This is a genomic window from Halobaculum sp. XH14 (assembly GCF_032116555.1).
Taxonomy (GTDB): Archaea; Halobacteriota; Halobacteria; order Halobacteriales; family Haloferacaceae; genus Halorarum; species Halorarum halobium.
Map to the genome: position 1 here is coordinate 3069364 of NZ_CP134949.1, position 23448 is coordinate 3092811.

At 70.1% G+C, this 23448-nt stretch carries 25 protein-coding genes and 1 tRNA gene; 11 read left to right on the top strand and 15 right to left on the bottom strand.

The features are described 5' to 3' along the window. The first annotated feature begins 95 nt into the window (after nucleotides 1-95). Together RJT50_RS15540 and RJT50_RS15545 are read left to right on the top strand one after the other, a co-directional pair. Nucleotides 96-956, top strand: coding sequence for a TrmB family transcriptional regulator (locus RJT50_RS15540; RefSeq protein WP_313692516.1), 861 nt, complete (start codon nucleotides 96-98; stop codon nucleotides 954-956). Between the two features lie 209 nt (nucleotides 957-1165). Next, nucleotides 1166-1933, top strand: coding sequence for an FxLYD domain-containing protein (locus tag RJT50_RS15545; RefSeq protein ID WP_313692517.1), 768 nt, complete (start codon nucleotides 1166-1168; stop codon nucleotides 1931-1933). A 93-nt stretch (nucleotides 1934-2026) separates the two neighbouring features. Here the strand turns inward: RJT50_RS15545 and RJT50_RS15550 are convergent, their stop codons facing one another. The 11 genes from RJT50_RS15550 to RJT50_RS15600 form a co-directional block, all read right to left on the bottom strand. Continuing rightward, a complete protein-coding gene (locus RJT50_RS15550) occupies nucleotides 2027-3007 on the bottom strand; it encodes an NAD-dependent epimerase/dehydratase family protein (protein WP_313692518.1) in 981 nt (326 codons plus the stop codon). Nucleotides 3008-3100: 93 nt separating this feature from the next. Continuing rightward, nucleotides 3101-3505, bottom strand: a complete 405-nt coding sequence (locus tag RJT50_RS15555; protein WP_313692519.1) for a PIN domain-containing protein — start codon at nucleotides 3503-3505, stop codon at nucleotides 3101-3103. Nucleotides 3506-3508: 3 nt separating this feature from the next. Next, nucleotides 3509-3769, bottom strand: a complete 261-nt coding sequence (locus tag RJT50_RS15560) for an AbrB/MazE/SpoVT family DNA-binding domain-containing protein (RefSeq protein ID WP_313692520.1) — start codon at nucleotides 3767-3769, stop codon at nucleotides 3509-3511. Between the two features lie 57 nt (nucleotides 3770-3826). Further along, entirely contained in the window at nucleotides 3827-4768 is a 942-nt protein-coding gene (locus RJT50_RS15565) for an NAD-dependent epimerase/dehydratase family protein (RefSeq protein WP_313692522.1), read from the bottom strand. A gap of 91 nt (nucleotides 4769-4859) precedes the next feature. Next, nucleotides 4860-5159, bottom strand: a complete 300-nt coding sequence (locus tag RJT50_RS15570; protein WP_425499689.1) for a DUF8036 family membrane protein — start codon at nucleotides 5157-5159, stop codon at nucleotides 4860-4862. A gap of 1 nt (nucleotide 5160) precedes the next feature. Continuing rightward, a complete protein-coding gene (locus RJT50_RS15575) occupies nucleotides 5161-5433 on the bottom strand; it encodes an ArsR/SmtB family transcription factor (RefSeq protein ID WP_313692523.1) in 273 nt (90 codons plus the stop codon). A gap of 113 nt (nucleotides 5434-5546) precedes the next feature. Then, on the bottom strand, nucleotides 5547-7115 hold the full coding sequence (locus tag RJT50_RS15580; protein ID WP_313692524.1) for a molybdopterin-dependent oxidoreductase: 1569 nt from the start codon (nucleotides 7113-7115) through the stop codon (nucleotides 5547-5549). Beyond that, nucleotides 7112-7537, bottom strand: a complete 426-nt coding sequence (locus RJT50_RS15585; protein ID WP_313692525.1) for a hypothetical protein — start codon at nucleotides 7535-7537, stop codon at nucleotides 7112-7114. The genes RJT50_RS15580 and RJT50_RS15585 overlap by 4 nt, the downstream gene beginning before the upstream one ends. A gap of 246 nt (nucleotides 7538-7783) precedes the next feature. Next, nucleotides 7784-7868 (bottom strand) — tRNA-Arg (locus tag RJT50_RS15590). A gap of 70 nt (nucleotides 7869-7938) precedes the next feature. Then, the gene (locus RJT50_RS15595) at nucleotides 7939-9123 is read right to left on the bottom strand and encodes an NAD-dependent epimerase/dehydratase family protein (RefSeq protein WP_313692527.1); all 1185 of its coding nucleotides are present in this window, start codon (nucleotides 9121-9123) and stop codon (nucleotides 7939-7941) included. Between the two features lie 295 nt (nucleotides 9124-9418). Then, nucleotides 9419-10177, bottom strand: coding sequence for a sensor domain-containing protein (locus tag RJT50_RS15600; RefSeq protein WP_313692529.1), 759 nt, complete (start codon nucleotides 10175-10177; stop codon nucleotides 9419-9421). A gap of 231 nt (nucleotides 10178-10408) precedes the next feature. On the opposite strand from RJT50_RS15600, the gene RJT50_RS15605 reads away from it, so the two are divergent. From RJT50_RS15605 to RJT50_RS15635, 7 genes are all read left to right on the top strand, one after another. Continuing rightward, a complete protein-coding gene (locus RJT50_RS15605; protein WP_313692531.1) occupies nucleotides 10409-10759 on the top strand; it encodes a helix-turn-helix domain-containing protein in 351 nt (116 codons plus the stop codon). Next, entirely contained in the window at nucleotides 10756-11130 is a 375-nt protein-coding gene (locus tag RJT50_RS15610; protein WP_313692533.1) for a hypothetical protein, read from the top strand. Before RJT50_RS15605 ends, RJT50_RS15610 begins: the two co-directional genes overlap by 4 nt. Next, nucleotides 11117-11491 (top strand): DUF7521 family protein, encoded by a 375-nt coding sequence (locus tag RJT50_RS15615; RefSeq protein WP_313692535.1) that lies wholly within the window; start codon nucleotides 11117-11119, stop codon nucleotides 11489-11491. The genes RJT50_RS15610 and RJT50_RS15615 overlap by 14 nt, the downstream gene beginning before the upstream one ends. A 128-nt stretch (nucleotides 11492-11619) precedes the next feature. Continuing rightward, a complete protein-coding gene (locus RJT50_RS15620) occupies nucleotides 11620-12276 on the top strand; it encodes a sensor domain-containing protein (RefSeq protein ID WP_313692536.1) in 657 nt (218 codons plus the stop codon). A gap of 68 nt (nucleotides 12277-12344) precedes the next feature. Next, complete coding sequence (locus RJT50_RS15625; protein ID WP_313692537.1) at nucleotides 12345-13349, top strand: AI-2E family transporter; 1005 nt, start codon at nucleotides 12345-12347, stop codon at nucleotides 13347-13349. A gap of 103 nt (nucleotides 13350-13452) precedes the next feature. Beyond that, nucleotides 13453-14043 (top strand): TetR/AcrR family transcriptional regulator, encoded by a 591-nt coding sequence (locus RJT50_RS15630; protein ID WP_313692538.1) that lies wholly within the window; start codon nucleotides 13453-13455, stop codon nucleotides 14041-14043. Further along, nucleotides 14040-14786: a CPBP family intramembrane glutamic endopeptidase gene (locus tag RJT50_RS15635; protein WP_313692540.1), complete on the top strand. Its 747-nt coding sequence runs from the start codon at nucleotides 14040-14042 to the stop codon at nucleotides 14784-14786. The genes RJT50_RS15630 and RJT50_RS15635 overlap by 4 nt, the downstream gene beginning before the upstream one ends. A gap of 132 nt (nucleotides 14787-14918) precedes the next feature. Here RJT50_RS15635 and RJT50_RS15640 read toward each other — a convergent pair whose 3' ends face one another. The 3 genes from RJT50_RS15640 to RJT50_RS15650 form a co-directional block, all read right to left on the bottom strand. Beyond that, nucleotides 14919-15752 (bottom strand): DUF4097 family beta strand repeat-containing protein, encoded by an 834-nt coding sequence (locus RJT50_RS15640; RefSeq protein ID WP_313692542.1) that lies wholly within the window; start codon nucleotides 15750-15752, stop codon nucleotides 14919-14921. 220 nt (nucleotides 15753-15972) lie between these two features. Beyond that, the gene (locus tag RJT50_RS15645; RefSeq protein WP_313692543.1) at nucleotides 15973-17820 is read right to left on the bottom strand and encodes a hybrid sensor histidine kinase/response regulator; all 1848 of its coding nucleotides are present in this window, start codon (nucleotides 17818-17820) and stop codon (nucleotides 15973-15975) included. A gap of 125 nt (nucleotides 17821-17945) precedes the next feature. Further along, nucleotides 17946-19196, bottom strand: a complete 1251-nt coding sequence (locus RJT50_RS15650; RefSeq protein WP_313692544.1) for an outer membrane protein assembly factor BamB family protein — start codon at nucleotides 19194-19196, stop codon at nucleotides 17946-17948. A gap of 102 nt (nucleotides 19197-19298) precedes the next feature. On the opposite strand from RJT50_RS15650, the gene RJT50_RS15655 reads away from it, so the two are divergent. Further along, nucleotides 19299-20777, top strand: coding sequence for a hypothetical protein (locus RJT50_RS15655; protein WP_313692545.1), 1479 nt, complete (start codon nucleotides 19299-19301; stop codon nucleotides 20775-20777). 196 nt (nucleotides 20778-20973) lie between these two features. Continuing rightward, entirely contained in the window at nucleotides 20974-21177 is a 204-nt protein-coding gene (locus RJT50_RS15660) for a DUF7569 family protein (RefSeq protein WP_313692546.1), read from the top strand. Nucleotides 21178-21242: 65 nt separating this feature from the next. On the opposite strand, the gene RJT50_RS15665 is transcribed toward RJT50_RS15660, so the two are convergent. Next, on the bottom strand, nucleotides 21243-23402 hold the full coding sequence (locus tag RJT50_RS15665; protein WP_313692547.1) for a S9 family peptidase: 2160 nt from the start codon (nucleotides 23400-23402) through the stop codon (nucleotides 21243-21245). Between the last annotated feature and the right edge of the window lie 46 nt (nucleotides 23403-23448).

Genomic DNA, 23448 nt, shown 5'->3' on the forward strand with positions numbered 1-23448 from the left:
GAGATCTGAACCGACCGCCGAGACAATATCCCGCTTCGTCTCTCCCCGCCCACACACCACCCGACGTTAAGCCCGTGGCACCCACAGCCGACCCCATGGACGGCGAGCGCGACCCCGGCGACCTCCTCGAAACGCTCGAACTCACCGAGTACGAGGAGCGCGCCCTCGAACGGCTCATCGAACTCGGACGCACGACGGCCCCCGACCTCTCGGAGGCCACCGGCGTCCCGAAGGCGCGGATCTACGGCGTGCTCGACGAACTCGCGGACGCCGGCTACGTCAAGGTTATTCCGGGACGGCCCAAGCAGTACCAGCCGAAATCGCCCGACGACATCCTCGACCGCGCGATCGAGAACCGCCGGCAGTCCTATGAGACGTACCGGAGCGACGTCGAGGAGATCCGCGAGTCGTTCCTCGCGGCGTTCGGCCCGCTGTACGACCGGGCGAGCGAGGACATCTCCCCGACCGAGGAGCTGTTCCACGTCGTCGACGTCGGCGAGCCGAGCGAGCGGGAGACCCGGTCGCTCTACGGCGGGGCCGACGAGCGCGTCCACGTGCTCACCAAGAGCTTCGAGTACTTCGACTCCATCGAGCCGGCGTTCGCGGACGCCTACGAGCGCGGCTGTGAGCTCCGCGTGCTGTTTCTCGACCCCGAGTTCCTCGCCGGGGACAACGCCGCCGTCCAGGAGCGAACGGTCGAGTACCTGCGTTCCGAGTACCCCGACGTCGCCAGCCGCTTCAGCGCGACCCGCCTGCCGTGGCGCGGCACCGTCGCGGACCCGAGCCTGGAGTACGACTCCGGGGAGGCGGTGCTGCTCGTCGAGGAGGAGGACATCCCGCTGCACAAGCGCCAGGCCGCCGTGACCGAGAACGCCTCCTTCGTCGCGGGACTGGAGCGGTACTTCGACCTGACGTGGGAGTACGACACGCTGGAGTCGGACCCGTACGAGGGGTAACACAATCGTACCCCGCCACCTCCCGTTCGGCAAGTCGTCGTGGAGCCGACGGCGATTGTCGCCAAACGGGGAAGAACGTGGCCCGGAACCGACAGTCCAGGTCCCCTACCCTAGTCGAACTGCGGCTTACGGGAGCCGGTTCGAGTGCCGAGAACGGCAAATCGCGGTAGCAATCGGATTACTTTGTTTGTGGGATGCTAGCACGTGGCATGCGAAGACGCGAGTACCTCCTCGGCTCGGCCCTGTTTGCCGTCGGGTTGAGCGGATGCACGACGACTGCTGACCGACGGACGATGTTTCAACAGTCGGCCACCACGGCCGGAACCGATCAGGCCACCGGCACGTCGACGGCCGACGGAAGTGGAACGGAAGCGTCTCCCACGGGCGAGGCCGACGGTGAACCAGTAATCGAGCTCGGCGAAAGCGAACTCGTCGTCGACGAGTCGAGGTTCAGCACGGACGTCTATGTGAGCGTCGCCGTCGAAAACGTCGGCGCTGGCCACTCCGGCACCCTCGAGGTCGTCGCGGATTGGTACAACGACGCGGGGGAGTACATGGGGAACGACTCCGCGTTCCTGAACTCGCTGGGCCCAGGAGAGATCTGGGCCGCACGCGTCTACTACCTCGGGGGCAGTGGAGAGGAGGTGAACGACTACGAGGTGGCTGGAGAGTACAACGTCGAGCCTCCCGACATGAATCCGGACGGCCTCAGTTTGCTTGAGAGCGAGCTTCAGGTCGGGGAGGACGAGGCGGTAGTCTCCGGGCGGGTGGAGAACCGGCGAACGGAACCCGTCTCATACATCGAAGCAACGGCGAAACTCTACGACGCAGAGGGTGTGGTCCTTGGCGACGAGTGGACCAACGTGACCGACGTCCCAGCGGGGGAAGTGTGGGCGTTCGAACTCACGTGGCTCGCTTTCGGACGAGCCCAGGACGTCGCAGAGCATTCGATGTGGCTCGAGGATTCGGCCCTGTGAAATCGTCCGGATTGGTAGTCGAGCACGACGGAAGCCCAGGCTATCGAAATCCGCACTTGGAGTAGTGACGTCCCGTCGTCGGGGACAGGTGAGTTACTCGTCTTTCGCTCGCAACAGTTCGCGGACCGAATCCTCCACGCCGTACTCAGGCTCCCACCCGAGCGTCTCTCGCGCCTCGGAGATGTCCACCTCGAACGAGTCCACCAGCGTCTCGGCGCTCCGCGGGTTCTCGACCAGTTTCACCTCGGGTTCCGTCCCGAGCTCCTCGCCGGCCAGCCGCCGGACCAGCTCCGCGACGGCCATCACGCCCGGGTCCTCCTCGGAGGCGATCTCGTACTTCTCGACGCCCGTCTCGCCGGCCTCCAGTTGCTCGAACAGCCGTTCGGCGCTCCGGACGTACGCGCGGGCCACGTCCTTGACGTGGATGTAGTTGCGGGCCTGCGTGCCCGGCTCGTACACTGTCAGCGGCTCGCCGGCGAGCGCGCGGCTCACGAAGAAGTTGATGACCGTCCCCTTCGAGACGCGCCGGCCGCCGATCTCGTGTTCGCCGTACAGGTTCGACTTGAGGTAGAGGTGGGCCGGGAACGCGCCGGCCGCGAAGTCCTCGATGGCGTGCTCGGAGAGCACCTTCGTCCGGCCGTACCAGTTCATCGGGTCCCGCCCGTCCGCGGCCGAGATGGGGAACGACTCGGGATCACCGAGCACCGCCATGCTGAACGGGAACACCAGCGCGGCGCCGGTCTTCCGGCAGAACCAGGCGACGTTGTTCGTCCCCGTGACGTTCACGTCGTAGGCCCGATCCGGGTTCTCCTCGCAGTCGTCGACGCCGCTGACGGCCGCGAGGTGACAGACCACGTCCGCGCCCGAGAGCGTCTCCTCCAGTTCGGGCCGGTTGCGGACGTCGACGTGCCGGACGGTGACGTCCTCGATCTCGCGGACCTCGCCGAGATAGAAGTTGTCGAGCGCGGTGACCGTCCAGTCGGGGTGCTGCTCGCGGAGCAGTTTCACCACGCGGCTGCCGATGAAGCCGGCCGCGCCAGTGACCGCGACGGTGCGGGAGTCGTCGGTCGTCATGGTCGTACGCCCGTCGTGGGGCGGGAAATAGCCGCCGCTTCCTCGTCGAGAGTGAAAGAGAACACTATCGACGAAGGCCGCACTGGTGGTGGTTCACCAGACGGTCTCGACGTTCCCGTCCTCGAACGCGCCGTCGGTCGTGATGACCGCTTCCGTGGTATGTGCCCGATGGCTCGCAATCACGAGTCCGTCGTGAAGCCCGAAGCAGTCGGCGATCCGTCCGTACTCCCTGAGCACTTCGCCCGTATCGGGTGGCGTCGTGACGGGGCCGTTCGCGAGGAGCGCTTGCTGTGTCGCTTCCGGCGTTCCGACGAGGTCGATTCCCCTGACTGTCTTGTCACGAGCGACCGCGTAGAGTGTTTCCGCGACCGTCGTCGGCGGTGCGTGGATGATCGCTTCGCCCGCCTCGGCCTCGGCGAACAACCGGTCGGCGCGTCGAGGGAGTGCGTCGACGAGGTACGTCAGCAACGCGACCGCATCAGCGGTGTAGGCCCGCACGCGTTACACCTCGTCGTAGTTACGCTCGCGGCGTTCACGGAGACTGTCACGCAGTTCGGCCGCGACCGCATCCCGTTCGGACTCGGAAGCATCGTCCGGCAGGAGCATCCCACGCGCATCGGTCTTGGTCCGTTTCTTGACGAGGATTCCGCTCTCGGTTTCCACCCAGAGCACCTCATCGCCCGGCTCCAGTCCGTATCGTTCACGGAGCGATTTCGGTATCGTCGCCTGTCCCTTCTCCGTGATTCGGGTCGCCTCGCTCATATGGAGTAATACTTCCGGTATTACTTAAAACGTTTCTGGGCCGGGAGCCAAATTGTATCACGCACTGTCGAACCGGTCGGCGAGGTCGCGAATGCCCTCGGTTAGCGTGTGTTCCGGCTCGAAGCCCGTGTCCGCCAGCCGGTCGAAGTTGACGTGATAGGAGGGGCCCGGATGCTCCTCCTCGAGGTAGGTGACGTCCAGGTCGCGGTCGAGTTCCGCCCGAACCGCCTCGGCGATCTCCTCGATGCGGTAGTTCTCGTCGTTGTCGCCGACGTTGTAGACGAGGTCGTCCCAGGCGTCCGGGTCGAGCGCGGCGTCGGCGTAGGCGTTCGCCGCGTCGGTGACGTGGATGAACGGCCGCCAGTTGGAGCCGTCGCCGTACACCGTGAGCGGCCGGCCGGTGAGCGCCCGGAAGACGAAGTGGTTCACGACGAGGTTGAAGCGGACGCCCGGCGAGTAGCCGTAGTTCGTGCTCATCCGGAGCGCCGTGCCCGCGAACCCGTACCGCTCGCTCGCCTCGCGGAGCAGGGACTCGGCCTCGTACTTCGACTCGGCGTAAGGGTTGAGCGGGTCGGGCTCGACCGTCTCGTCGATGTCCTCGACGGCCGCGCGGCCGTAGATGTTACACGAGGAGGCGAACACGACGTTCGAGACGTCGAGCTTGCCGGCCGCGAGGAACACGTTCTCGGTCGCCTCGTGGTTGACGCGGAACGTCTCCTCGCGCCGGTCGTGAGTCGAGTCGGCACCCGTGATGGCAGCGAGGTGGATCACCGCGTCGACGCCCCGCATCGCGGACTCGACGTCGCCGTACTCGGTGATGTCGCCGCGGCGGAACCGCACGGAGTCGTCGCCGCCGAGCCCGCTCCCCATCAGGTTCCGCGGCGACGACATCGAGAGGTCGTCGAGGACGGTCACGCGGGAGACGCGGTCGTCGGCCCGGAGGAGCGGGACGAGCGCGCTGCCGATGTAGCCGCAGCCGCCGGTGACGAGGACGTGCATGGCGGCACGGAACGGGCGGAGAACACTAAACGGCCCGGTTTGAGGACGTGGAAGGCCTCGAGAGCGGAACCGCACGGTCCGGAGCGCCGAGCTACTGCATCGACACGTACGTGAGCGCCGCCAGGGCGACGAACTGGAGCGCGCGCATCACGAGCACCGTCATCTGCGAGGCGGGCGTGGCGGCGTACAGCATGCTCGAACTGAAGAAGAAGCCGATGGCGACGAGGTTCTCCACGAGCAGGACCGCGGCGAACGTCAACAGCCCCAGCGTCAGCGGCGTCCGGAACTCGCGGTAGTTCCGCCACCAGACCGCGACGAGCGCGGCCAGCAGCAGGACGTTCAGCCCGGAGAGGGCGCTTGCGACCGTCAGATAGGGTGTCATCGTTGCCATGTCAGACGTGCTCCGTGATCTCCTCGAACTCCGCCCGGTGGCGCTCGAACCGGTCGGTGAGGAAGTACAGTTTGCCGTACTGCTGGTCCCCGCTCTCGATCACGCCGTGGTCCTCCAGCATGTCGAGGTGGTGTCGAACCGAGTTGTAGTCGATGTCGAGCTCCCCGGTGAGCTGGTTCGCGTTGTGCGGCCGCTCGTCGAGCAGGCGGATGATCGCCGCCCGGTTGGTGCCCCCGCGCGTGCCGGCCAGCAGGTACCAGAGTGCCTTCTCCATCGCGCGTCGTCTCGCTTACCTCCCCGTCCACTGATGGGAAAACGCTTCGCCTTCCGAGGGGGGCGACCCGTCCCGTCCACCCGCGGCCGCAAACTGGCTGGGAACACGGGCGCTCACAGCGACGACGGGTCGACCGTCGCCGACACCCAGCCGCTCGGCCCGCTGGGAAACGCCCGTGACTCCTCCCGCGGCTGGACGGTCCCGTCGGCCTCGACGGCCCGGACGACGGCCTCGTGGCTCCCGTCGGGCGGGTCGTACCGGTGGGCCCACTGTCGCCACACGTCCTCGCCCGGGAGCGGCTCCGAGAGGTCCGCCTCGGTCCACGTCCCGCCGCCGTCGGTCGACACCTCGACGCGATCGATCCCGCGCGTCCCGGCGTAGGCCGCGCCCGCGAGTTCGACGCGGCCGTCCGCGAGCCGGTTGCGGACCCAGAGCTTGGCGACGGTGTTGACCGGTCCGGTGCCGTGCCAGCCGCGCTTCTCCCAGTACCCCTCGGCCTCGCCGTCGAGCACCTCGACCTCCGTGAGCCACTTCACGTTGATCTCGCCCCAGTGGCCCGGAATCAACGCCCGCGCCGGCGCGCCGTGGCCGCGCGGGAGCGGCCCGCCGTTCATCCCGACCGCGAGGAACCCGCCCTCGCGCAGCGCCGCGATGGGGAACTCCTCGAAGAAGCCGTCCTCGGCCCGGAGCATCACGTACTCGCCCTCAGGGTCGGCCTGCTCGACCAGGTCGGCGAGCGAGACGCCGGTCCAGAGCGCGTTGTCGAGTTTGTTGCCGTTCAGCCCCTCGCCGACGCAGCGGAGCGAGACGAACCGGTGCTCGTGTTCCATCGCGTCGACGTCCGCGAAGGTGAACTCCGTCTCCGACCCGACCGCGCCGTGGACGCGGAGCGACCAGTCCTCGCGGGAGAGGTCCGGGTCGACGTTCGCCACGTCGACGGTGTAAAAGGAGTCGCTCACGAGCGGCTCCAGCCCGGCGACGTCGAGCGACTTCTCCTCGGCTTCGGCGAGCAACGCTGCAACCTCGTCCGACGACGAGGACGCAGAGCCATCGGCGGAGTCCATGGAATCGGTTTCGGCCGACGTGGACACGCCGAGCGTACTCGCGACTGACCGTCCGCCTGCGCCCAGCAGGCCGACGCCGAGTGCCGCGGCGACGCTCGCGAGCACGGACCGTCGCGCGGCGTTCGGTGTCCCATCCGCGCTCCGATCGTCTCCGTCCCGCTGTCCGCCCCGTACCGCGGTGAGGACGGCAGGAGCGGCGACCACGACGGCGGCACCGACCCCCGCGGCGGCGGCAGAGCGCGGCGAGTCGACGAGCGCGAACCCAAACAGGGCGACGCCCAGCCCCGCGACGGCCGGCGGCCCGGCCCGGTGGCCCACGCGTCCTCCGAGCCACAGTCCGAGTCCGGCGACGAGCGCGAGCAGGAACGCCGCGGTCGCCAGCCCGCCCGCGAACGCCAACTGGCTGCCCAGGCTGCCGAGAGTCGTGATGGCGACCGTGACGACGGTCCCGGGCGTGAGCCGCACCACCTCGTTCGCGATGGGCGCGCCGACGAACGCCGGCGTGATACCGACCGCGGCGTAGGAGGCCACGAGCCCCGCGACTCCGGCGCTCAGGGCGACGACTGCGGAACCCACCTCGGTCGAAACCGACCCGAACCGCTCACGAACGGGGGTCATCGCGTCCGGGCGTACCCCAGCGCCACCGTCCCGACCACGAGCGCGGCGAGGAACGCGGGTACGCCGAACCCGGGCCCGAACGCGGTCGATTCGTCCGTCGAGTCGGCCATCCCCCCGTCCATGCCGGTCCCGGTCATCCCCGAGTCGGTCATTCCGGTCCCGGTCATCCCCGAGTCGGTCATTCCGGAGTCCGTGGTACCGGAGTCGGTCATCTCGTCGTCCATCCCGGCTTCCGTCCCCGTCATCGAGTCGTTCATCCCCGTCTCGGTCCCGTTCTCCTGTGCGTTCGTCGACTCCGCGAAGCCGTTCAGGTCGGTCGCAGCGGCCGCGTTCGTGGCGGCCAGCGCCCCCGTCACGCCGACGGCGAGCAGGACCGTCGCCGTCACGAGCAGGGTGCCGACCGCGAGGGTGGGTCGTCGCATCACCGATGGGGAGGGGAGGCTTCCCAAAAGGGATTTTCTGAGGTCTCTCCCGGCTCTCTGTGGGGTTCGTGAGGAGTCGATCGAAACTCCGTCTAGAGTTCACCTCGACCGGGACCGTCAGCAGACGACCGGAGCGGGAGAGCGTGATTCGAACGCGGCGAGAAGTCGATGCGTGGGGGACGAATCGAACGATCCAGCTCGACCGTGGAACGGCCGCGTGTTTCCCTTACACCACCCACGCGCGGACGAAAGGGGGCGGATTCGAACCGCCGAGGCCTCTTCGGCCACCCACCGCGACGGTGGATGCTCTACCGGGCTGAGCGACCCTTTCACGCGGCGACGTCCGCCGCGTTCACGACGAGGGGCGCGACCCAACTCGTAATTCGTCCGCTAACGGGCGGTTAGTCGTCGGCGAGCCGGTCCTCGAGAACGCCGGGCAGGAAGCGGTCCTCGTGGGACTCGATGACGTCCGCGTTCTCGACGAGCGTCTCGATCACGCCGCGGATGCCCTCCTCGAACGTGACCGACTGGCCGCCGATGAGGTCGGCGTAGCGCTCGTTCTCGATCTCCATCTGGTGGGTCTCGTCCTCGTCGCGCGGGTTCTCGAAGTGCTCGACCTCCGTGCCGAGATCGAACTCGCCGGCCACGTCCGCGATCGTGTTGCCCATCTCGACGATGGAGATGGGCCGGGTCACCTGGTTGTAGACGACGTGGTCGTCGGGGCGGTCGTCCGGGTCGCCGAGCGCGAGGCGGGCGAGCCCCTCGACGGCGTCCTCCAGCGCGATGAACGGCTTGCGCTGCTCGCCCTTGCCGTACACCGTGATGGGGTAGCCCGCGACCGCCTGGGCGGCAAAGCGGTGGGCGACGACGCCGAAGTAGTAGTCGAAGTCGAAGCGGGTGGCGAGCCGGTCGTCGGTGGCCGTCTCGTCGGTCTCGGCACCGTAGACGATGGCCGTCCGCACGTCGGAGATCGGGATGTCGAACTGCGTGTGGGCGAGCCGCAGGTTCGCCGCGTCGTGGCTCTTGGTGAGGTGGTACCACGAGCCGGCCATCGCCGGGAACGGGACGTCGTCGCGCTCGCCGTCGTTCTCCATCGCCGCGCCGCCCTCGGGGATCGGGAACTCGGGTGCGCCGTAGACGCCGGTCGTCGTCGTCTCGACGAAGTGGGTGTCCGAGAGGTCGTTCTCGTGGAGCCCCCAGACGAGGTTCCGGGTCGCCTGCATGTTGTTGTGCTGGGTGTAGTTCGCCCGCTCGCCGTTGATCTGCGAGTACGGCGCGGAGGGCTGTGCGGCGGCGTGGACGACGGTGTCGGGCTCGTGGACCTGGAGGAGTTCGTCCACGAACGCGCGGTCGGTCAGGTCGCCCTCCACGAACGAGAGGTTCGCGAGCCCGAGCGCCTCCTCGGCCGCCTCGAGCCGCGTCTCGATGTCCGCGACCGGCGTGGCCGAGACGGAGCCGACCTCCTCGACCCAGCCGCGGCGGCCGAAGTTGTCGACGAGCACGACGCGCTCGTCAGTTCGGGAGGCGATGCGGAGCGACGTGGGCCAGCCGACGTAGCCGTCGGCACCCGTGACGACGATGGTCATGGTTACTCAGATTCTGAGTTACTACACGAGATACAAAACTGTATCGGTCCGAGTGCGGGACCCGCGGCCCGCACTCCCGAGGTGACGGCGAGAATCACACGAACGGTCGGTTCCGGGGGCGGTCCCGCACGGTAACGGGACTCCGGGCGGCCGGTCGTCGGTCCGGTCGGTGGAACGATGCCCGGCGGTGAACGCTCCGCGTGAGACCGCCGATCGCAGTGAAAAAGTCGAGGGTGCGGCGACGTCGTGATCGCGGCGACGGACGACCGACCGCCCCAGCCGACGAACGGGCGCCTCAGCCGACGAACGAGCGCCGCGCGGCACCGACCACGTCGAACGTGTCGCCGAGCATCAGCCGGGCGTACCAGCCCGACAGCCGGGCCAGCGCGTTCAACACGTGGAGCCCGACGAGACAGAGGCTCACGCCGAGCCCCGCGACGAACAGCGCCTCCGCGAGCGTCGTCACCTGCCAGGAGCCGACGGTCACGACCGCGTCGAACCCGACCAGCAGCCGGTTCCAGCCGAAGTACAGCGCCGGGTGGAGTTCGACCGGGCGTTCGGCGACGAGCCCCACGTACACGCCGGGCTGGTCGTAGTACAGCGGGACGAACAGCAGGCTGACGCCGGTCGTGAGCGTCGACATGACGACGGTGAAGGAGGCCAGCCCGAACAGGAGCTTCGTCGGGAGGTAGATCAGCGCGGTCCAGGTGCCGCGGTCGGTCGCCAGCGAGACGAGCTGTTCGGGGAACGAGCCGTCCTCGATCCGCGTCGGCGCCTCGAGTTCGACGCCAAGCAGCGCGGTCGTCAGCCAGCGTTCGAGCCCGGCGAGCCCGAGCGAGGCGGCCAGCACGACCGCGAGCAGCGGCGCGCCGACCACGACGAACAGCAGCGCCGCGCCGAGCGAGACGCCGATGGAGACGAACGTGAAATAGAGGAAGCCCAGCGGGAGCGCCAGCGAGAGATAGAGGAGGTTCAGGTACGTCTGCGGGCGGAACGGCACCGCGAAGAACGAGCGGAGTCGACCGCCGACGCTCGCCCGTTGCGTCCGTGACATCTCACCGAAACGTCGCCGAGGTTCGCGCATAAACGTTCGGGTCGGTCTGGCGAGCGTGCAAGCCGTCCGCGGGGATCGAGTCCCCCGCCGCCCCAGCACCACGGGAGATGAGCGGCGCGAACGCGACGGCACGTGGGACGGGTCGGGGCGGGGCGGTCGGACGGCTCCCCGTCGCCGGCACGGGCCGGACAGTCGGGGGACTTTTGCTCCCGGGTCGGGACACGAGCCACGATGGCCGATGACGGGGACGTGACCGGCGTCGTCGACCTCCTGGGCGACGATTACGCCCGGACCATCCTCACGCAGACCCGGCGGGAGCCAAAGTCCGTCGACGCGCTGAGCGACGCCTGCGAGGCGGATCCGTCGACCGTGTACCGGCGCGTCCAGCGGCTCCAGGCGGCCGACCTGCTGGAGGACCACCAGCGGCTCGACCCCGACGGCCACCACTACAAGGTGTACGCCGCGAGCGTCCGGGAGGTCCGGGTCCGGCTCGACGAGGACGGCTTCGAGGTCGACGTCGAACGCGACCCCGAGGAGAACGCCGCCGACCGCTTCACCCGACTGTACGAGGGATTCAAATGAGAGCCACGCACCACCTCCCATCGCTCCCGACGATCACGGCGCTACCGACGGTCACGTCGCCGCTCCCGCTTCAGACGACGACCGGCGGGTCGCCGACGGTGGTGCTGCTCGTCTTCGCGGCGCTGTTCGTCGCGACGCTGCTCTCGATGTATCTCGCCCTGCGGCTCTACCGCGGCTACCGGACCGGCGGCGGCCGCGGAACGCTGCTGCTGGGGGTCGGCCTCGTGCTCGTGACGACGGTGCCGCTGCTGGTTCGGCTCGCGCTCTCGAACGTGCCCGCCGTCCCGCCGACGACCCGCTCCATCGTCGCCACGGCGAGCCAACTTGTCGGCCTGCTGGTCGTCCTGGGGGTGATCCATGACCGCCGGTGACCCCACGGTCGGCATCCCACCGGCGACCGTCGTCGAACCGGGGAGCGTCGCCGACCTGGCGAGCGTCCTGCAAGCGATGGCACCCCTCGACCCGGCGAGCGTGCTGTTCGTGACCGCGGCCGCGACGGCGCTCGTCGGCGCGGTGGTCGCCGCCATCGCGTACCGGGGCTACCGCAGAAACGACAGCGAGTCGATGGGATTCCTCGCGCTCGGCATCGTCTGTTTCGCCGTCGCGCCGTTCCTGTTGACCTACGGCGTCGGGCCGGTCGCCGCGCTCTCGGACGCGGAGACGCTGCTCTCGGTCCTCTGTGCGAACATCGCGGGGCTGCTCGCCGTCCTCCACTCGCTCGACGGCGTCTGACCGACCCTGCCTTCGGCGGCGTCCGCCCGGAGCGGCCCGTCGTCCCACTTAGTTCTGTCGCGGAGTCGCCGACACGACAACCCGTCGGGCGGCTATACCGTGGTGTCGTCCGTCGGTCCGCGTGCAGCATGACGACGACAGCCACCCTCCGGGACGCACTCGGTTCGTTCCTCGGTGCCCCCTTCGACCCGCGCACGTATCGCAACCTCGCGTACCTCGTCCTCGCCGTCCCGATCGGCTTCGCGGCGTTCCTGGTCCTCTCGGTCTGCGTCTCGCTCACGCTCGGGCTGAGCGTCACCCTGCTCGGCCCGGTCGCGCTCGTGGCGACCCTGGCGATCGCCGTCGCGCTCGCCTGGGGCGACGTCACGCTCACGAGCGGCCTGCTCGGACGGCAGCTCTCGCCGACGTTCCCGGACACCGACGGCGACGCCGTGACCGTGCTGAAGCGGCTGGTCGTCGGCCGGCAGACGTGGGCGAGCGTGACGTACCTCTGCTGGCGCGCCCTTCTCGGATTCGTCGCACTCATGCTGCTCACCGTCGGCCTCTCGACCGCGCTCGGGTTGCTGGCGGCCCCGCTGGCGTACGGCGATCACCTCGCCATCACCTACCGGCTCGGCCGGTACCCCATCGACACGCTCCCGCGAGCGACCGGCGCGGCCGCCGTCGGCCTGCTCGCGCTGTTCGTGACGCTCGGGCTCTCCAACGTCATCGCGCGCGTTTCGGGCGACGTCGCCGACGCGCTGCTCGGCGCCGACTCGCTCGCCACGGGTGACTCTCCGGCGTAGGCCGGGGTGACGCCCCGGAGCCGACCCACCCCAACTGCTTCCTCCCGCCGGCGCGAACGTCGGGGGGAATGGACACACGAGCGGCGTTCTCGTGGGCGCTGGTCGCCGTGCTGGCGACGATCGCCTGGCTCCTCGTCCGGCCGTTCCTCTCGTGGCTCCTCGCGACCGGCCTGCTCGCGTTCGTGCTCCGCCCCGTCCACCGCCGCCTCGAGGGGCGCGTGGGGTCGCGGCCCGCCGCCGGCCTCCTCGTCGTTCTGGTCCTCCTCGTCCTGTTCGTCCCCGTGGCGCTCGGCGTGAACGCGGTGCTGACGGAGGGGACCGTTCTCCTGGAAGGGGTTTCCCGTGCGGAGGTGCTGGGGCGGCTCCAGCGCGTTCTCGAACGCTACACCGGCGTCGCAGTGCCGGTCCAGTCGCTCGCGAGTCAGGGGGCCGAGCGACTGCAGGAGTACGTGAGCCGGCGAACCACGTCGTTTCTCGGCGCCGGCCTCCACGCGTTCCTGGGCTTCCTACTGTTGACGTTCGTCCTCTACTTCCTCCTCACGGACGGCGAGTCGTTCCTCGCGTGGCTGCGGCGGGTGACGCCGCTCGAACCGGCCGTCCGCGAGGACCTGTTCACGTCGGCGAACGACCTGACGTGGGCCGTGCTCAAGGGCCACGTGCTCGTCGCGGCCGTCCAGGGGCTCGTCGCGGGGATCAGCCTGTTCGTCACCGGCGTCCCGTACGCGCTCCCGCTCACCGCGGCGATGATGGTGCTCGCGCTCGTCCCCATCGTCGGCGTCTCGCCGGTGCTTGGCGGCGCCGTCGTCTACCTGTTCGTGAACGGACAGCCGCTCGGAGCGGCGTTCGTCGTCGTCTGGGGGTTCACCTCGGTGGCCGTCACCGACGACTACCTGCGGGCGTACCTGATCGACCGCGAGTCGGGGCTCCACTCGGCGACCGTGTTCCTCGGCATCGCCGGCGGCACGTACCTCCTCGGCGCGATCGGCCTGTTCGTCGGACCGATCCTCCTCGGCCTGTGCAAGACGACCGTCGAGGTGCTCGGCGACCACTACGGCGTGTTCGAACGCGCCTGAACGCCACGAACCTCACGGGTCGGGGGAGCGAGTCGCTCGCCCGACGGAGTTGATTGGTCGATCAATCAAAACCGTTTTGTGACGGGCGGACGGACCGTGTGCCATGGGAACGGGCGACACGGACGCGGACACGGCGACGAGGATCGTGGAGGCGGCGCGGCGAGCGCTGGTCGAACACGGCTACGACGGGCTCTCGATGGCCAGGGTCGCCGCCGAGTTCGACGGGAGCCAGTCGCTGATCCACTACCACTTCGACTCCCGCGAGGGGCTGCTCGCCGCGCTCCTGGAACGGGAGCGTGACCTGTACATCGAACGCCTCGAAGCGCTCCCGGACGACCCCGAGAGGCGGCTGGAGCGACTGATGGACACGTTCGTCCGCGAGTTCGAGGACTGGGCCGAGGAGAGCGGGATGGCGACCCGGTTCGTCGAACTGTCCGCGGCCGCCACCGGCTCGGAACCCATCCGGGCGGCGCTGCGGGACATGTACGCGCTGATCCGCGAGGCGTTCGAGCGGACCATCGCCGACGGCGTCAGGTCGGGCGTCTTCGAGCCGGTCGACCCAGCCGAGGTCGCCCGGCTGTTGATGGCCGGACACGACAGCGTCGGGGAGCGCTGGGTCGTCGGGGAACCGAGTGAGATCCCGAGGATCGCCGACGCGCTCGACCGATACGTGCTCACGGAGGTCAGGCGGTGACCGACCCACGGCCGACCGAGGAGGGCGGGCAGGAACTGCCGGCCGGCGACGAGCCGTCCGCGCGGTCGATCGGGAAGCCGCTGGCCGTGCTCCGCGACCGGCCGTCGATCCTCGCCGGGCTTCCCCTGGCGTTGCTCGGTCAGACCGTCGTCGTCGTCGTCCTCGGTTCGTTCGTTGTGCCCTCCGAGGCCGGACTCGTACTGCTGTTCGCGCCCCAGTGGATCGCAGCCACCACCCTCGTCGGGTTCGTGCTCTGGGTGGAACGACGGCCGCTCGCGTCGGTCGGGATCACGTGGCCCGGGTGGAGTGACCTCCCGCTCGGCATCGGAGGTGCCGTGGTCGGGCTGGCGACCCTCCCCGTCACGATCCCGCTGCGGGACGCGCTCGGACTGGGGACGAACGAGGGGTTCCTCTCCATGCTCGTCCAGCTTCCCCTCTGGGCAGTGCTCCTCGTCGTGATCACCGCCGCCGTGACGGAGGAACTGCTCTTTCGGGCCTACCCGATCGAACGGCTCGCGGAACTCACGGGGAGCGCCCGACTCGCGGCCGCCGTCTCCGTCGTCGCGTTCATGCTCCTCCACGTGCCCGCCTGGGGCGTCGGTCACCTCGTCACGATCGGCGGGATCACGATCGTCCTCACCCTCCTGTACCTGCGGTGTCGCCGCCTCGGACCCGTCGTCGTCATGCACTTCCTGAGCAACTTCGTCCTGCTGATCGTCGTCCCGCGGCTCGGCTCGTTCTAGCGGCCCTGTGCCGGCCGAGGGACGGCGACGGTCACCCCACCGCGGAAACGCCCGTCCCGGTGGCAGTCAAACGGGGGTAGCGGGTTCCAGTACCGGAAAACGAGGGGAGCGACCGCCGGACGGTGGGCGGTCTCACCGCATCGCCGTCACGGAGACGTCGCCCGTCTCCGTCCGGACGGTGAGCGACGGGCCGCCGTCGCCGAGCGTCCCGGTGACGACGTGTTCGGCCCGGGTCGAATCCGAGAGCTCGAGCCCCGAGACCGACACGTCGCCCGTCTCCGTCCGCACGCTGAGTTCCGCGCCGACCGAGTCCGCGACCGCGAGGTCGACGTCGCCGGTCTCGGATTCGATCCGCGTGTCGCCGGCGAGCGCGGGCGCGTCGACGGTCAGATCGCCCGTCTCCGTTCGGACGTCGCCGAGCACGTCTGGCGATCTGATCTCGACGTCGCCGGTGCTGCTCTCGCCGGTGACGGTGCCCGAGACGCCGTCGATGGTCACGTCACCGACGTCCGTGGTCGCGTCGAGGTCGCCGGCGGCGTCCGTCACCCGGAGGTCGCCGACGTTCGTCGCCGCGCGGGCGACCGCGAGCGAGCGCGGCACCCGGACGTCCAGCGACATCGAGGGACGGCCGCCGAACAGGTCGCCGCCGCCGGACCACTCCGTCCGGAGGACGAGGCGGCCGTCGGCGCGCTCGACGGCGAGCGAGAGCTTCGAGACGTCGGCGGTCACGGAACTGGACTGCTTGACCGTGTGAACGCGGACGTCCGAGCGGTCGGCCGCGCGGAGCGTCACGTCGCCGACCTGCCCGACGACGGCCAGCGACTCGGCGTCCTCGAGCGCGACGGTTCTGGTCTCTTCCTCCCGCGTGCCGACGAACGGCGTGAGGCCGGTACAGCCGGCCAGCGAGGTGAGGGCAGCGGCGGCACCGCCGGCGAGCAAGCGCCGCCTCGTTGGGTCGTGGTTCACGCCCGAACCTACTGCACGCCATCACTTATAGCGGGACCGACGGCTGTCCGTCGGCCAAGGCGTCCGAACGTTTATACGTGGTCGTGGAATCGCCGCCTGCGTTCGCTGCATCGAGCCAGCACCCGCCGGCATCGCGGTCGGTCGTCTCTGGCCACGATGCCTCCGGCGTCACGTGGCCGTCGGACTCCCGGGTTCGGACGGACCCTCGCGGGACCGCGTCTCAAAACGAGACGACGCCGGAGATCTCGAACCGCACGCCGCCCGCCTCCGACTCGGTCACCGACACCGTCCAGCCGTGCGCGTCGGCGATCTCGCGGACGATGCTCAGCCCGTAGCCCGTCCCCGTCGCGGAGTTCGTGTAGCCGCGCGTGAACACGAGCTCCGGCTCGTCCTCGTCGATGCCGGGGCCGTCGTCGGCGACGAAAAAGCCCGACTCGTCCGGGAGCGTTCCCACGGTCACCTGCACCGCCGGGCCGGCGTGTTCGACCGCGTTGCGAAACAGGTTCTCGAACAGCTGCCTGAGCCGGTCGGGGTCCGCCTCGAACCGGAGGTCGGTCTCGCCGGTGAGGCCGGCGTCGTCCTCGGCGACGACCTGCCAGCTGTCGGCGACGTGGGGTCCGAGCGAGACGAACTCCGTGTCCGTGACCGGTTTCCCCTGTCTCGCGTATTCGAGCATATCCTCGACGGTCGCTTCGAGCCGCGAGAGCGCGTTTCGCGCCTCCTCGACCTGTGTCTCGGTCCCCCCGTCGGCCGTGTCGGACGCGAGCTCGAGGCGGCCGTCCGCGACCATCAGCCCGTTCTTCAGGTCGTGTGAGACCATGCTGGCGAACTCGTCGAGCAGGTCGTTCTGCTGGCGGAGCTGTTCCTCGCGCCGGACGCGGTTCAGCGCGGAGACGACGTGGCCCACGAGCAGTCGCGCGAGCTCGTAGTCCGTCTCGTCGAACGACTCCAGCTCGTCGGAGACGGCCTGGAACACGCCGACCTCGCCGATCGGGAGGCTGAGCGCCGAGCGATACTCCCCCAGCGGACGCACGTCGTCGCGCTCGCCAACGTCCTCGACGCGGAACCCCTCGCCCGTCCGGTACGTCTTCCCGGAGAGCCCCTCCTCGACGGGCATCTCGCCCACGCCCTCGGACGGGACGTCCTCGGAGACCTCGGCGGGGACGAGGAGGCCGTCGCGTTCGACCGAGAACACGCACATGTCGAACGCGAGCACCTCCGTCGCCATCTCGACGGCCGTCTCGTACACCTCCTCGCGCGTCTCGCAGGGCTCCAGCGCGGTCGTCGCCTCGTGGAGCGTCCGGAGCCGCCGCTCGTGTCGCTTGCGTTCGGTGATCTCGCGGCCGAACATCGAGAGGCCGTCCGCGGACGGGTAGGCCCGGACCTCGAGCCACGTCTCCGACTGGGTCTCGGACTTCCCGACCACGGTCGTGGGCTCCTGGGTCTCCATCGCCTCCCTGTAGGCCGGGAGGAACGGGTTCGCGTCGGTCACCTGCTCGGCCGCGAGTTCGAGGTAGTTGCTCCCGATCAGCTCCGAGCGCGACCCCTCGAACCCGTCCAGCGCGCGCTCGTTCGCCTCCGTGATCCGCCAGTCGGAGTCGACCGCCATGAAGCCGTCAGTGATCCGCCCGAGGATGCGTCGCTGCTGGCGGGTGATCTCGGCGACCCGTTCGGTCGCGCGGTAGTGGTCGACGGCCGTTCGCACCCGGTTGGCGAGCAGGTCCCAGTGGTCGTCGCCGCTCCCCTTCCGGATGTAGTCGGTGACGTTCGCCGAGATGGCGTCGCTGGCCACCGACTCGCTCCCCTGTGCCGTGTAGAGGATGACGGGGAGTTCGGGGTACTCTTCCCTGACGGCCTCCAGCAGGTCGATGCCGGTCAGTTCGGGCATCTCGTAGTCGGTGACGAGACACTGCACGTCGGCGAGCCGCCCGAGGTCCTCGGCGATCTCGACCGGCGACCGTGCCGTCTCGAACTCCAGCCCCGGGGCGCGGCGAGCCACGTTGGTCACGACGAGGTCGAGCAGCGCGTCGTCGTCGTCGACGTAGAGGACCCGGGGACTGTGTGCCATCGTCCCTACACGTCAGCGAAGAATCTTATTGCTACCGCCCCGGTTATCAGACGGGAGGTCGACCCGCGCTCGCGGCGTCCCGACGCGGCGCTGCGAGTCGGTGGCACCGAGCCGCGGGCGACGTATCACGCCGACCCCGCCGGCCGCGTCGCGTCGAGCGCGACGACCCGGCCGTCGCCGTAGATCACGTACAGTTCGTCGGCACCGTCGCCGTCCGTGTCCGCGAGCGTCGGGTGGGTGTAGATGGGCCGTTCCCTGCCGTACGTCGCCAGCACCTCGCCCGTCGCGGGGTCGACCACCGAGACGAGGCCGTCGTTCGTCGCGGCGACCACCTCCGGATCGCCGTCGCCGTCGGCGTCGCCCAGCAGCGGCGGGGGCATCATCTGCGTGTCGCCGGTCGTGAGCGTCGTCGCCCACTCCTGCTCGCCGGAGGCCGCGTCGAACGCCCGGAGCCGGTTGTCAGCGGCGCCCGCGTACAGTTCGGGCTCCCCGTCGTCGTCGCCGTCGCCGAACGCGTGGACGGCCGCCAGCGTCCCGAGGTCCGCGTGCCACTGGACCTCGCCCGTCCGTCCGTCGAGGACGCCGACGGTCCCCTCGGTCGTCGCCACGACGAACTCGCGCGCGGGGTCGTCGTCGACCTGTCCGCTCGTCGTCCAGCCGACGGCCTCGTCCCAGGTGTTCCGGCTCCAGACCGTCGTCCCGTTCCCCTCCAGCAGGACCGCCTCGTCCGCGCCCGTGCCGACCGCGAGTTCGGTCGTCCCGTCGCCGGTGAAGTCGCCCGCCTGCGGCGCGCCGTTGGTGATGCCGTCGAGGTCGCGCTCCCAGCGCAACGTCCCGTCCGGCGCGTAGACGAACAGCGTTCCGGTGACGTCGACGACCGCGATCTCCGGGCGCTCGTCGCCGGTAACGTCCGCGACCACGGGCCGCGTGAAGCCGTACTCCGAGAGCGTCTCGCGGAACTCCACCGCGCCCGTCCGTGCGTGGAAGCCGAGCAGTTCGTCGGTGGTCGAGGCGGCGTACACCTCCGCGGTCCCGTCGCCGTCGGCGTCCGCGATGGCGGGGTCGGCGACGGCGTGGAGCGTGCAGTTCGCCGGGGGGACCCCGTGCTCCCACCGGAGCGAGCCGTTGCCGGCGTGGAGCGCGGCGAGCCGACACTCACCGGTCCCGCCCGCGCCGCTGATCGGCGCGTACACCACGCCCTCGCCGGCGACGCTGCCGGCCGCGACCGGGTGGTGGTTCGCCCGGATGTCGGTGCCCGTGTCGCTCACCCAGCGTTCCGAGAGGGTGAGCCCGCCGTCCTGGAGCAGCACCGCGCCGACGCCGGCCGAGAGGAGGCCGAGGACGACGACGAGCGTGACGACGGTTCGCGGGCGCATGCCCGGACCTTCGGGGGAGCACGGATAAGCCGTGTCACCGCGGCGCGCCGTTCGACGGGCGAACCACCGGGGCTTTTCGCGTCGCCGCCGTACGTCGGGACGATGCGCCCCGGACGGCGGCCGACCGCGACCCTGCTGGGAGTCCTCCTGAGCCTCCAGGTCGTGCTCGGACGGGCGAGGGCCCACGACCTGAGCACGTCCCGGTTCGACGCGCCGATCCCCTTCCCGCTGCTGCTGGCCGGCGCGGCCGCCACGGTGCTGGCGACGGCCGCGTTGCTCGGACGAACTGGCGGCGTGCCGACCGTGACGGAGCCGCCCCGGATTTCGCTCCCGGCCCGGCCGGTCGCCCTCGCACGGTCCGTCGCGCGCGTCGGGTTCCTCCTCGCCGTCACGCTCGCCGTGCTGGACGGGCTGTTCGGCCCCAGCGTCGCCGCCGAGAACGCTGTCACCGTGTTCGTCTGGCCGGTCTGGCTGCGCGGGCTGGCGCTGCTCTCGGTCCTCGTCGGGTCGTCGTGGCCGACGCTGTCGCCGTGGCGGACGGCGTACGACTGGCTCCGTCGCCTCGAAGGAGACGACATCGCGGTGCTCGGGGAGTACCCGAAGCGACTCGCGCGCTGGCCGGCGACGGTCGGGTTCGTCGGCGGGGTCGGCGTGCTGGCGACGCTGACGCTCGTGCCGCAGTCGCCGCGCGCGACTGCGGGTCTCGTCGCGGGCTACGCCGCGGTCATGCTGCTCGGCGGGGTCTGTTTCGGGCCGACCTGGTTCCGCCGGGCCGACCTGCTGGCGGTGTTCTACGGACTGCTCGGCAGGGTCGCGGTGGTCGACCTGGACGGCGACCGGGAGGGTGACGGGGTCGACGGCGACGTGACGCTCGCGGCGCGCTACCCTTGGACCGGCTGTGTCCGTCCGGTCGCCGACGGCTCGCTCGTCGCGTTCGTCGTCGCCGCGGTCTACACGGTGAGCTTCGACGGGTTCACCAACACGCCGGAGTTCCAGACGCTGCTGTTCGGGACGCGCCGGGCGTTCGACATCGGCCCGGTCGCAAGCGTGCTGCTGTACGGTGCCGGGCTGGTCGGGTTCCTCCTCGTCTTCGGCGGGGTGGCCTGGCTCGTCGAACGGGTCGGCCGCGAGGCGGCACCGGGTGGCGGCGCGGAGTCGCGGACCGGCCGGGAGACGACGGACGGCGGCGTGGCCGCCGGGGGGACTGGCTCGTGGCGCGGGGCGGCGCTCGCGTTCGCACCGACGGTCGTTCCCATCGCGGCCGCCTACGAGGTGGCGCACAACTACCCGTACGTCTTCGAGAGCCTGGGCCGACTCGTGGCGCTCGCGCTCCGCGCGCTCGGCGTCCAGGTCGGTCCGCTCGAACCGCTAGCTTGGCTGCCGATCGAGGCGTTCTGGGCCTCCCAGGCGGTGCTGGTCGTGGTCGGTCACGTCGTCGCCGTCGTGGCCGCCCACGGCGTCGCAGTTCGGCGGTACGGCGAGGGGGCGCGCCGCGGGCACGCGCCGCTGTTGCTCCTGATGGTCGGCTACACCGTGCTTTCGCTGTGGATCGTTTCGCGTCCGGTGGTTTCGTTCGGGTGAGAACCCCCGCAGGTAGCCTTTTCAACGAAAACGGGACCAGATCGCCCGTGAGTTGACCACCAGCTCGGCGGGGCTCGCGGTTGCGCGGTCCACCCCGTCGAGAACCGGCCGAACCGCCCACCGGAACACGATTCGGACCGCCCGTCAGCCCCACCCGGAGGCAACGACTATATCCCTCCCTTCCCCACGCCCGGACATGAGCGACTCCTGTGACGCCTGTGGCGACCAGGTCGGCGACCCGCTCGCCCGGAACGTCCGGCTCTCGGTCGACCGCTCGACCGTCGACGAGCAGCGGCTCTGCCCGTCCTGTTTCGCCGACTGGATCGAGCGCTACGAGGCGGAGATGACCGCCGGATCGCCGGTCAGCGTCGACGAGGACGGCGACATCATCGTCGACTGAAACGACACGGGAACGGCGGCCTCCGGCCGCTCCCGCGTCGTGGATTCCCCGCGGACGACGCCAGCCTACTCCGTCGCGTCGTCGGCCGACTCGTCCCCGTCACCTGACTCCTCCCCGGCGCTGAGTCCGTCGTCCTCGGGACGGTCCAGCGCCCGCTCGGCGTCGTGGTGCTCCGAGTAGCCGTCGAACCAGCGCGCGATGCGCTCGATCCGGTCGACGACGTGGGCCGGTTCGCCCGACCGCGACAGCTCGTGGCCCTCGCGCGGGTACCTGACCAGCCGCGTCTCCGTCCCCTGCTTGCGGAGGATGCGGTGGAACAGGTCAGCCGTGTTCGCGGGCGTCCGGAAGTCCTGATCGGAGTGGAGCACGAGCGTCGGCGTGTCCACCTCGTGGGCGTGTGCGACCGGCGACTGCTCCCAGAGGAACTCGGGCTCCTCCCAGGGCGTCGTGTCGTAGTCGCCCTCGACCAGCTTGTACGCGCCGTCGGTCGAGCCGTAGAACCCGGTGAAGTCGTAGACGCCGCGCTGGGAGACGGCCGCGCGGAAGTAGTCCGTCCGCCCGACCGTCCAGGAGGTCATGTAGCCGCCGAAGGAGCCGCCCGTGAGGAAGACGCTGTCCTCGTCGACGTAGTCGCGTCCGGCCACCGCCTCGACGCCGGCCATGACGTCGGTCAGCGTGACGTTCCCCCAGTCGCGCTCGATGGCGCTCATGTACTCCTCGCCGAAGCCGGTCGAGCCGCGGGGGTTCGACCAGAAGACGACGTAGCCGCGCGCGGCCAGCGTCTGGAACTCGTGCCACATCGTCCCCGACGTCGTCCACATCGCGTGGGGCCCGCCGTGGACCTCCGCGACCATCGGATACGTCTCGTCCGGTTTCGCGGACTCTGTCCGCTCCTCCGAGGCGCTTCGCGCCTCGCTGAACTCCGGCGGGGTGAGCACCCACCCCTCGACGGGGCCCTGCTCGGACTCGAACTCGATGGGTTCGGGTTCGGGCACCGCGACGTCGTCGAGATAGTCGGCGTTCAGGCTGGAGAGCCGGCGCTCCTCGGATCCGTCGGCTCCGGCGGCCGTACCGCCTCCGTCCCGCCCGGGGACGAGGACGAACAGGTCCCCGGGGTGGTCCCACTCGGACTTCGTGATGGCCACCACGCCCTCGCCGACGTGTGCGCCGTTGACCGAGCCGCCGCGGTACTCGCGTTCGGGCGGTTCGCTCGCGTCGCCTGGGGCCGACCAGAGCGCCGTCGCGCCCTCGTCGGGCGTCGAGAAGTACACCCGCTCCCCGTCGGGGCCCCACTGCGGGGCGGCCTCGTAGCCGAGCCCTCGATCGATGCCGGCGGTGACGTCCACGGCCTCGTCCGTCGAGCGGTCGTACACGTGCAGGTCGGTCGGCTTGATGGACGCCTGCTCGGGATCGGTGTGCAGGCAGGCGACGCGGTCGCCGCTCGCGGAAAGCGCCATCCCGAAGCCGGTCGTCTCGTGGACCCGTTCGGCTTCGCCGGCGCCTCCCGCGGCCGCATCGTGTGCGTAGATGCTGAACCGGTAGTTGTCGTCCGGATCCTCGCCCAGATCCTTCGCCGCGTAGAACAGCGTCGTCTCGTTGCCCCACGTCGGCGCGGCGTGGTCCACGTCGCCGTCGGTGAACCGTTCGATCCCGTCCCCGTCCGACCCGTCCGTGGCGGCATCGACGTCGAGCACGTACACGTGCGAGCGCTTCCCGTCGAAGTACTGCCGTCCCGAGCGGAACACCGTCCGGTCGATGACGCGCGGGTCCGGCTCGTCCGCTTCGTACTCCTCGGGGACCGCGAAGTCGCGTCCCTCCTCGCGGTCGTCGGCGGTGACCGACTGGACGAACGCGATCCGGCTCCCGTCGGGGCTCCACTCGATGCTCGAGACGCCACCCACGACGTCGGTCACCCGCTCGGCCTCGCCGCCGTCGAGCGGGAGCACCCAGAGCTGCTGGGTGTCGTCGTCCTTGCCGCGCGTGGAGGTGAACGCGAGGCGGTCGCCCGAGGGGGAGAACCGCGGTTCGGCGTCGCTCCCCTCGGCCAGGGTGAGCCGTCGCGGCTCCGCACTGCCGTCGGTCGGCGCGACGTACACCGTCGCCTCGTACTCGTCGTCCCCGTCGGGGACGGTCCGCACGAAGGCGACCCGGTCGCCGTCCGGCGCGACCCGGGGGTCGCTCGGCTTGGCGACCTCGTGGTAGTCGCTCGCCTGAATTCGGTCCATACCGCGGGCCTCGGAGTCGGGTCGGAAAACCGTTCGGAACCCGGAA

Excerpts from the sequence above, each read along its gene's own strand:
- RJT50_RS15560 (WP_313692520.1), bottom strand. The coding sequence starts at position 3,769 with ATGAGCGAGGCGACCCGAATCACGGAGAAGGGACAGGCGACGATACCG.
- RJT50_RS15550 (WP_313692518.1), bottom strand. The coding sequence starts at position 3,007 with ATGACGACCGACGACTCCCGCACCGTCGCGGTCACTGGCGCGGCCGGC.
- RJT50_RS15620 (WP_313692536.1), top strand. The coding sequence starts at position 11,620 with ATGACGACGACAGCCACCCTCCGGGACGCACTCGGTTCGTTCCTCGGT.
- RJT50_RS15665 (WP_313692547.1), bottom strand. The coding sequence starts at position 23,402 with ATGGACCGAATTCAGGCGAGCGACTACCACGAGGTCGCCAAGCCGAGC.
- RJT50_RS15595 (WP_313692527.1), bottom strand. The coding sequence starts at position 9,123 with ATGACCATCGTCGTCACGGGTGCCGACGGCTACGTCGGCTGGCCCACG.
- RJT50_RS15575 (WP_313692523.1), bottom strand. The coding sequence starts at position 5,433 with ATGGAGAAGGCACTCTGGTACCTGCTGGCCGGCACGCGCGGGGGCACC.
- RJT50_RS15570 (WP_425499689.1), bottom strand. The coding sequence starts at position 5,159 with ATGGCAACGATGACACCCTATCTGACGGTCGCAAGCGCCCTCTCCGGG.
- RJT50_RS15605 (WP_313692531.1), top strand. The coding sequence starts at position 10,409 with ATGGCCGATGACGGGGACGTGACCGGCGTCGTCGACCTCCTGGGCGAC.
- RJT50_RS15545 (WP_313692517.1), top strand. The coding sequence starts at position 1,166 with ATGCGAAGACGCGAGTACCTCCTCGGCTCGGCCCTGTTTGCCGTCGGG.
- RJT50_RS15540 (WP_313692516.1), top strand. The coding sequence starts at position 96 with ATGGACGGCGAGCGCGACCCCGGCGACCTCCTCGAAACGCTCGAACTC.
- RJT50_RS15660 (WP_313692546.1), top strand. The coding sequence starts at position 20,974 with ATGAGCGACTCCTGTGACGCCTGTGGCGACCAGGTCGGCGACCCGCTC.
- RJT50_RS15655 (WP_313692545.1), top strand. The coding sequence starts at position 19,299 with ATGCGCCCCGGACGGCGGCCGACCGCGACCCTGCTGGGAGTCCTCCTG.
- RJT50_RS15615 (WP_313692535.1), top strand. The coding sequence starts at position 11,117 with ATGACCGCCGGTGACCCCACGGTCGGCATCCCACCGGCGACCGTCGTC.
- RJT50_RS15630 (WP_313692538.1), top strand. The coding sequence starts at position 13,453 with ATGGGAACGGGCGACACGGACGCGGACACGGCGACGAGGATCGTGGAG.
- RJT50_RS15600 (WP_313692529.1), bottom strand. The coding sequence starts at position 10,177 with ATGTCACGGACGCAACGGGCGAGCGTCGGCGGTCGACTCCGCTCGTTC.
- RJT50_RS15645 (WP_313692543.1), bottom strand. The coding sequence starts at position 17,820 with ATGGCACACAGTCCCCGGGTCCTCTACGTCGACGACGACGACGCGCTG.
- RJT50_RS15565 (WP_313692522.1), bottom strand. The coding sequence starts at position 4,768 with ATGCACGTCCTCGTCACCGGCGGCTGCGGCTACATCGGCAGCGCGCTC.
- RJT50_RS15610 (WP_313692533.1), top strand. The coding sequence starts at position 10,756 with ATGAGAGCCACGCACCACCTCCCATCGCTCCCGACGATCACGGCGCTA.
- RJT50_RS15625 (WP_313692537.1), top strand. The coding sequence starts at position 12,345 with ATGGACACACGAGCGGCGTTCTCGTGGGCGCTGGTCGCCGTGCTGGCG.
- RJT50_RS15580 (WP_313692524.1), bottom strand. The coding sequence starts at position 7,115 with ATGACCCCCGTTCGTGAGCGGTTCGGGTCGGTTTCGACCGAGGTGGGT.
- RJT50_RS15585 (WP_313692525.1), bottom strand. The coding sequence starts at position 7,537 with ATGCGACGACCCACCCTCGCGGTCGGCACCCTGCTCGTGACGGCGACG.
- RJT50_RS15650 (WP_313692544.1), bottom strand. The coding sequence starts at position 19,196 with ATGCGCCCGCGAACCGTCGTCACGCTCGTCGTCGTCCTCGGCCTCCTC.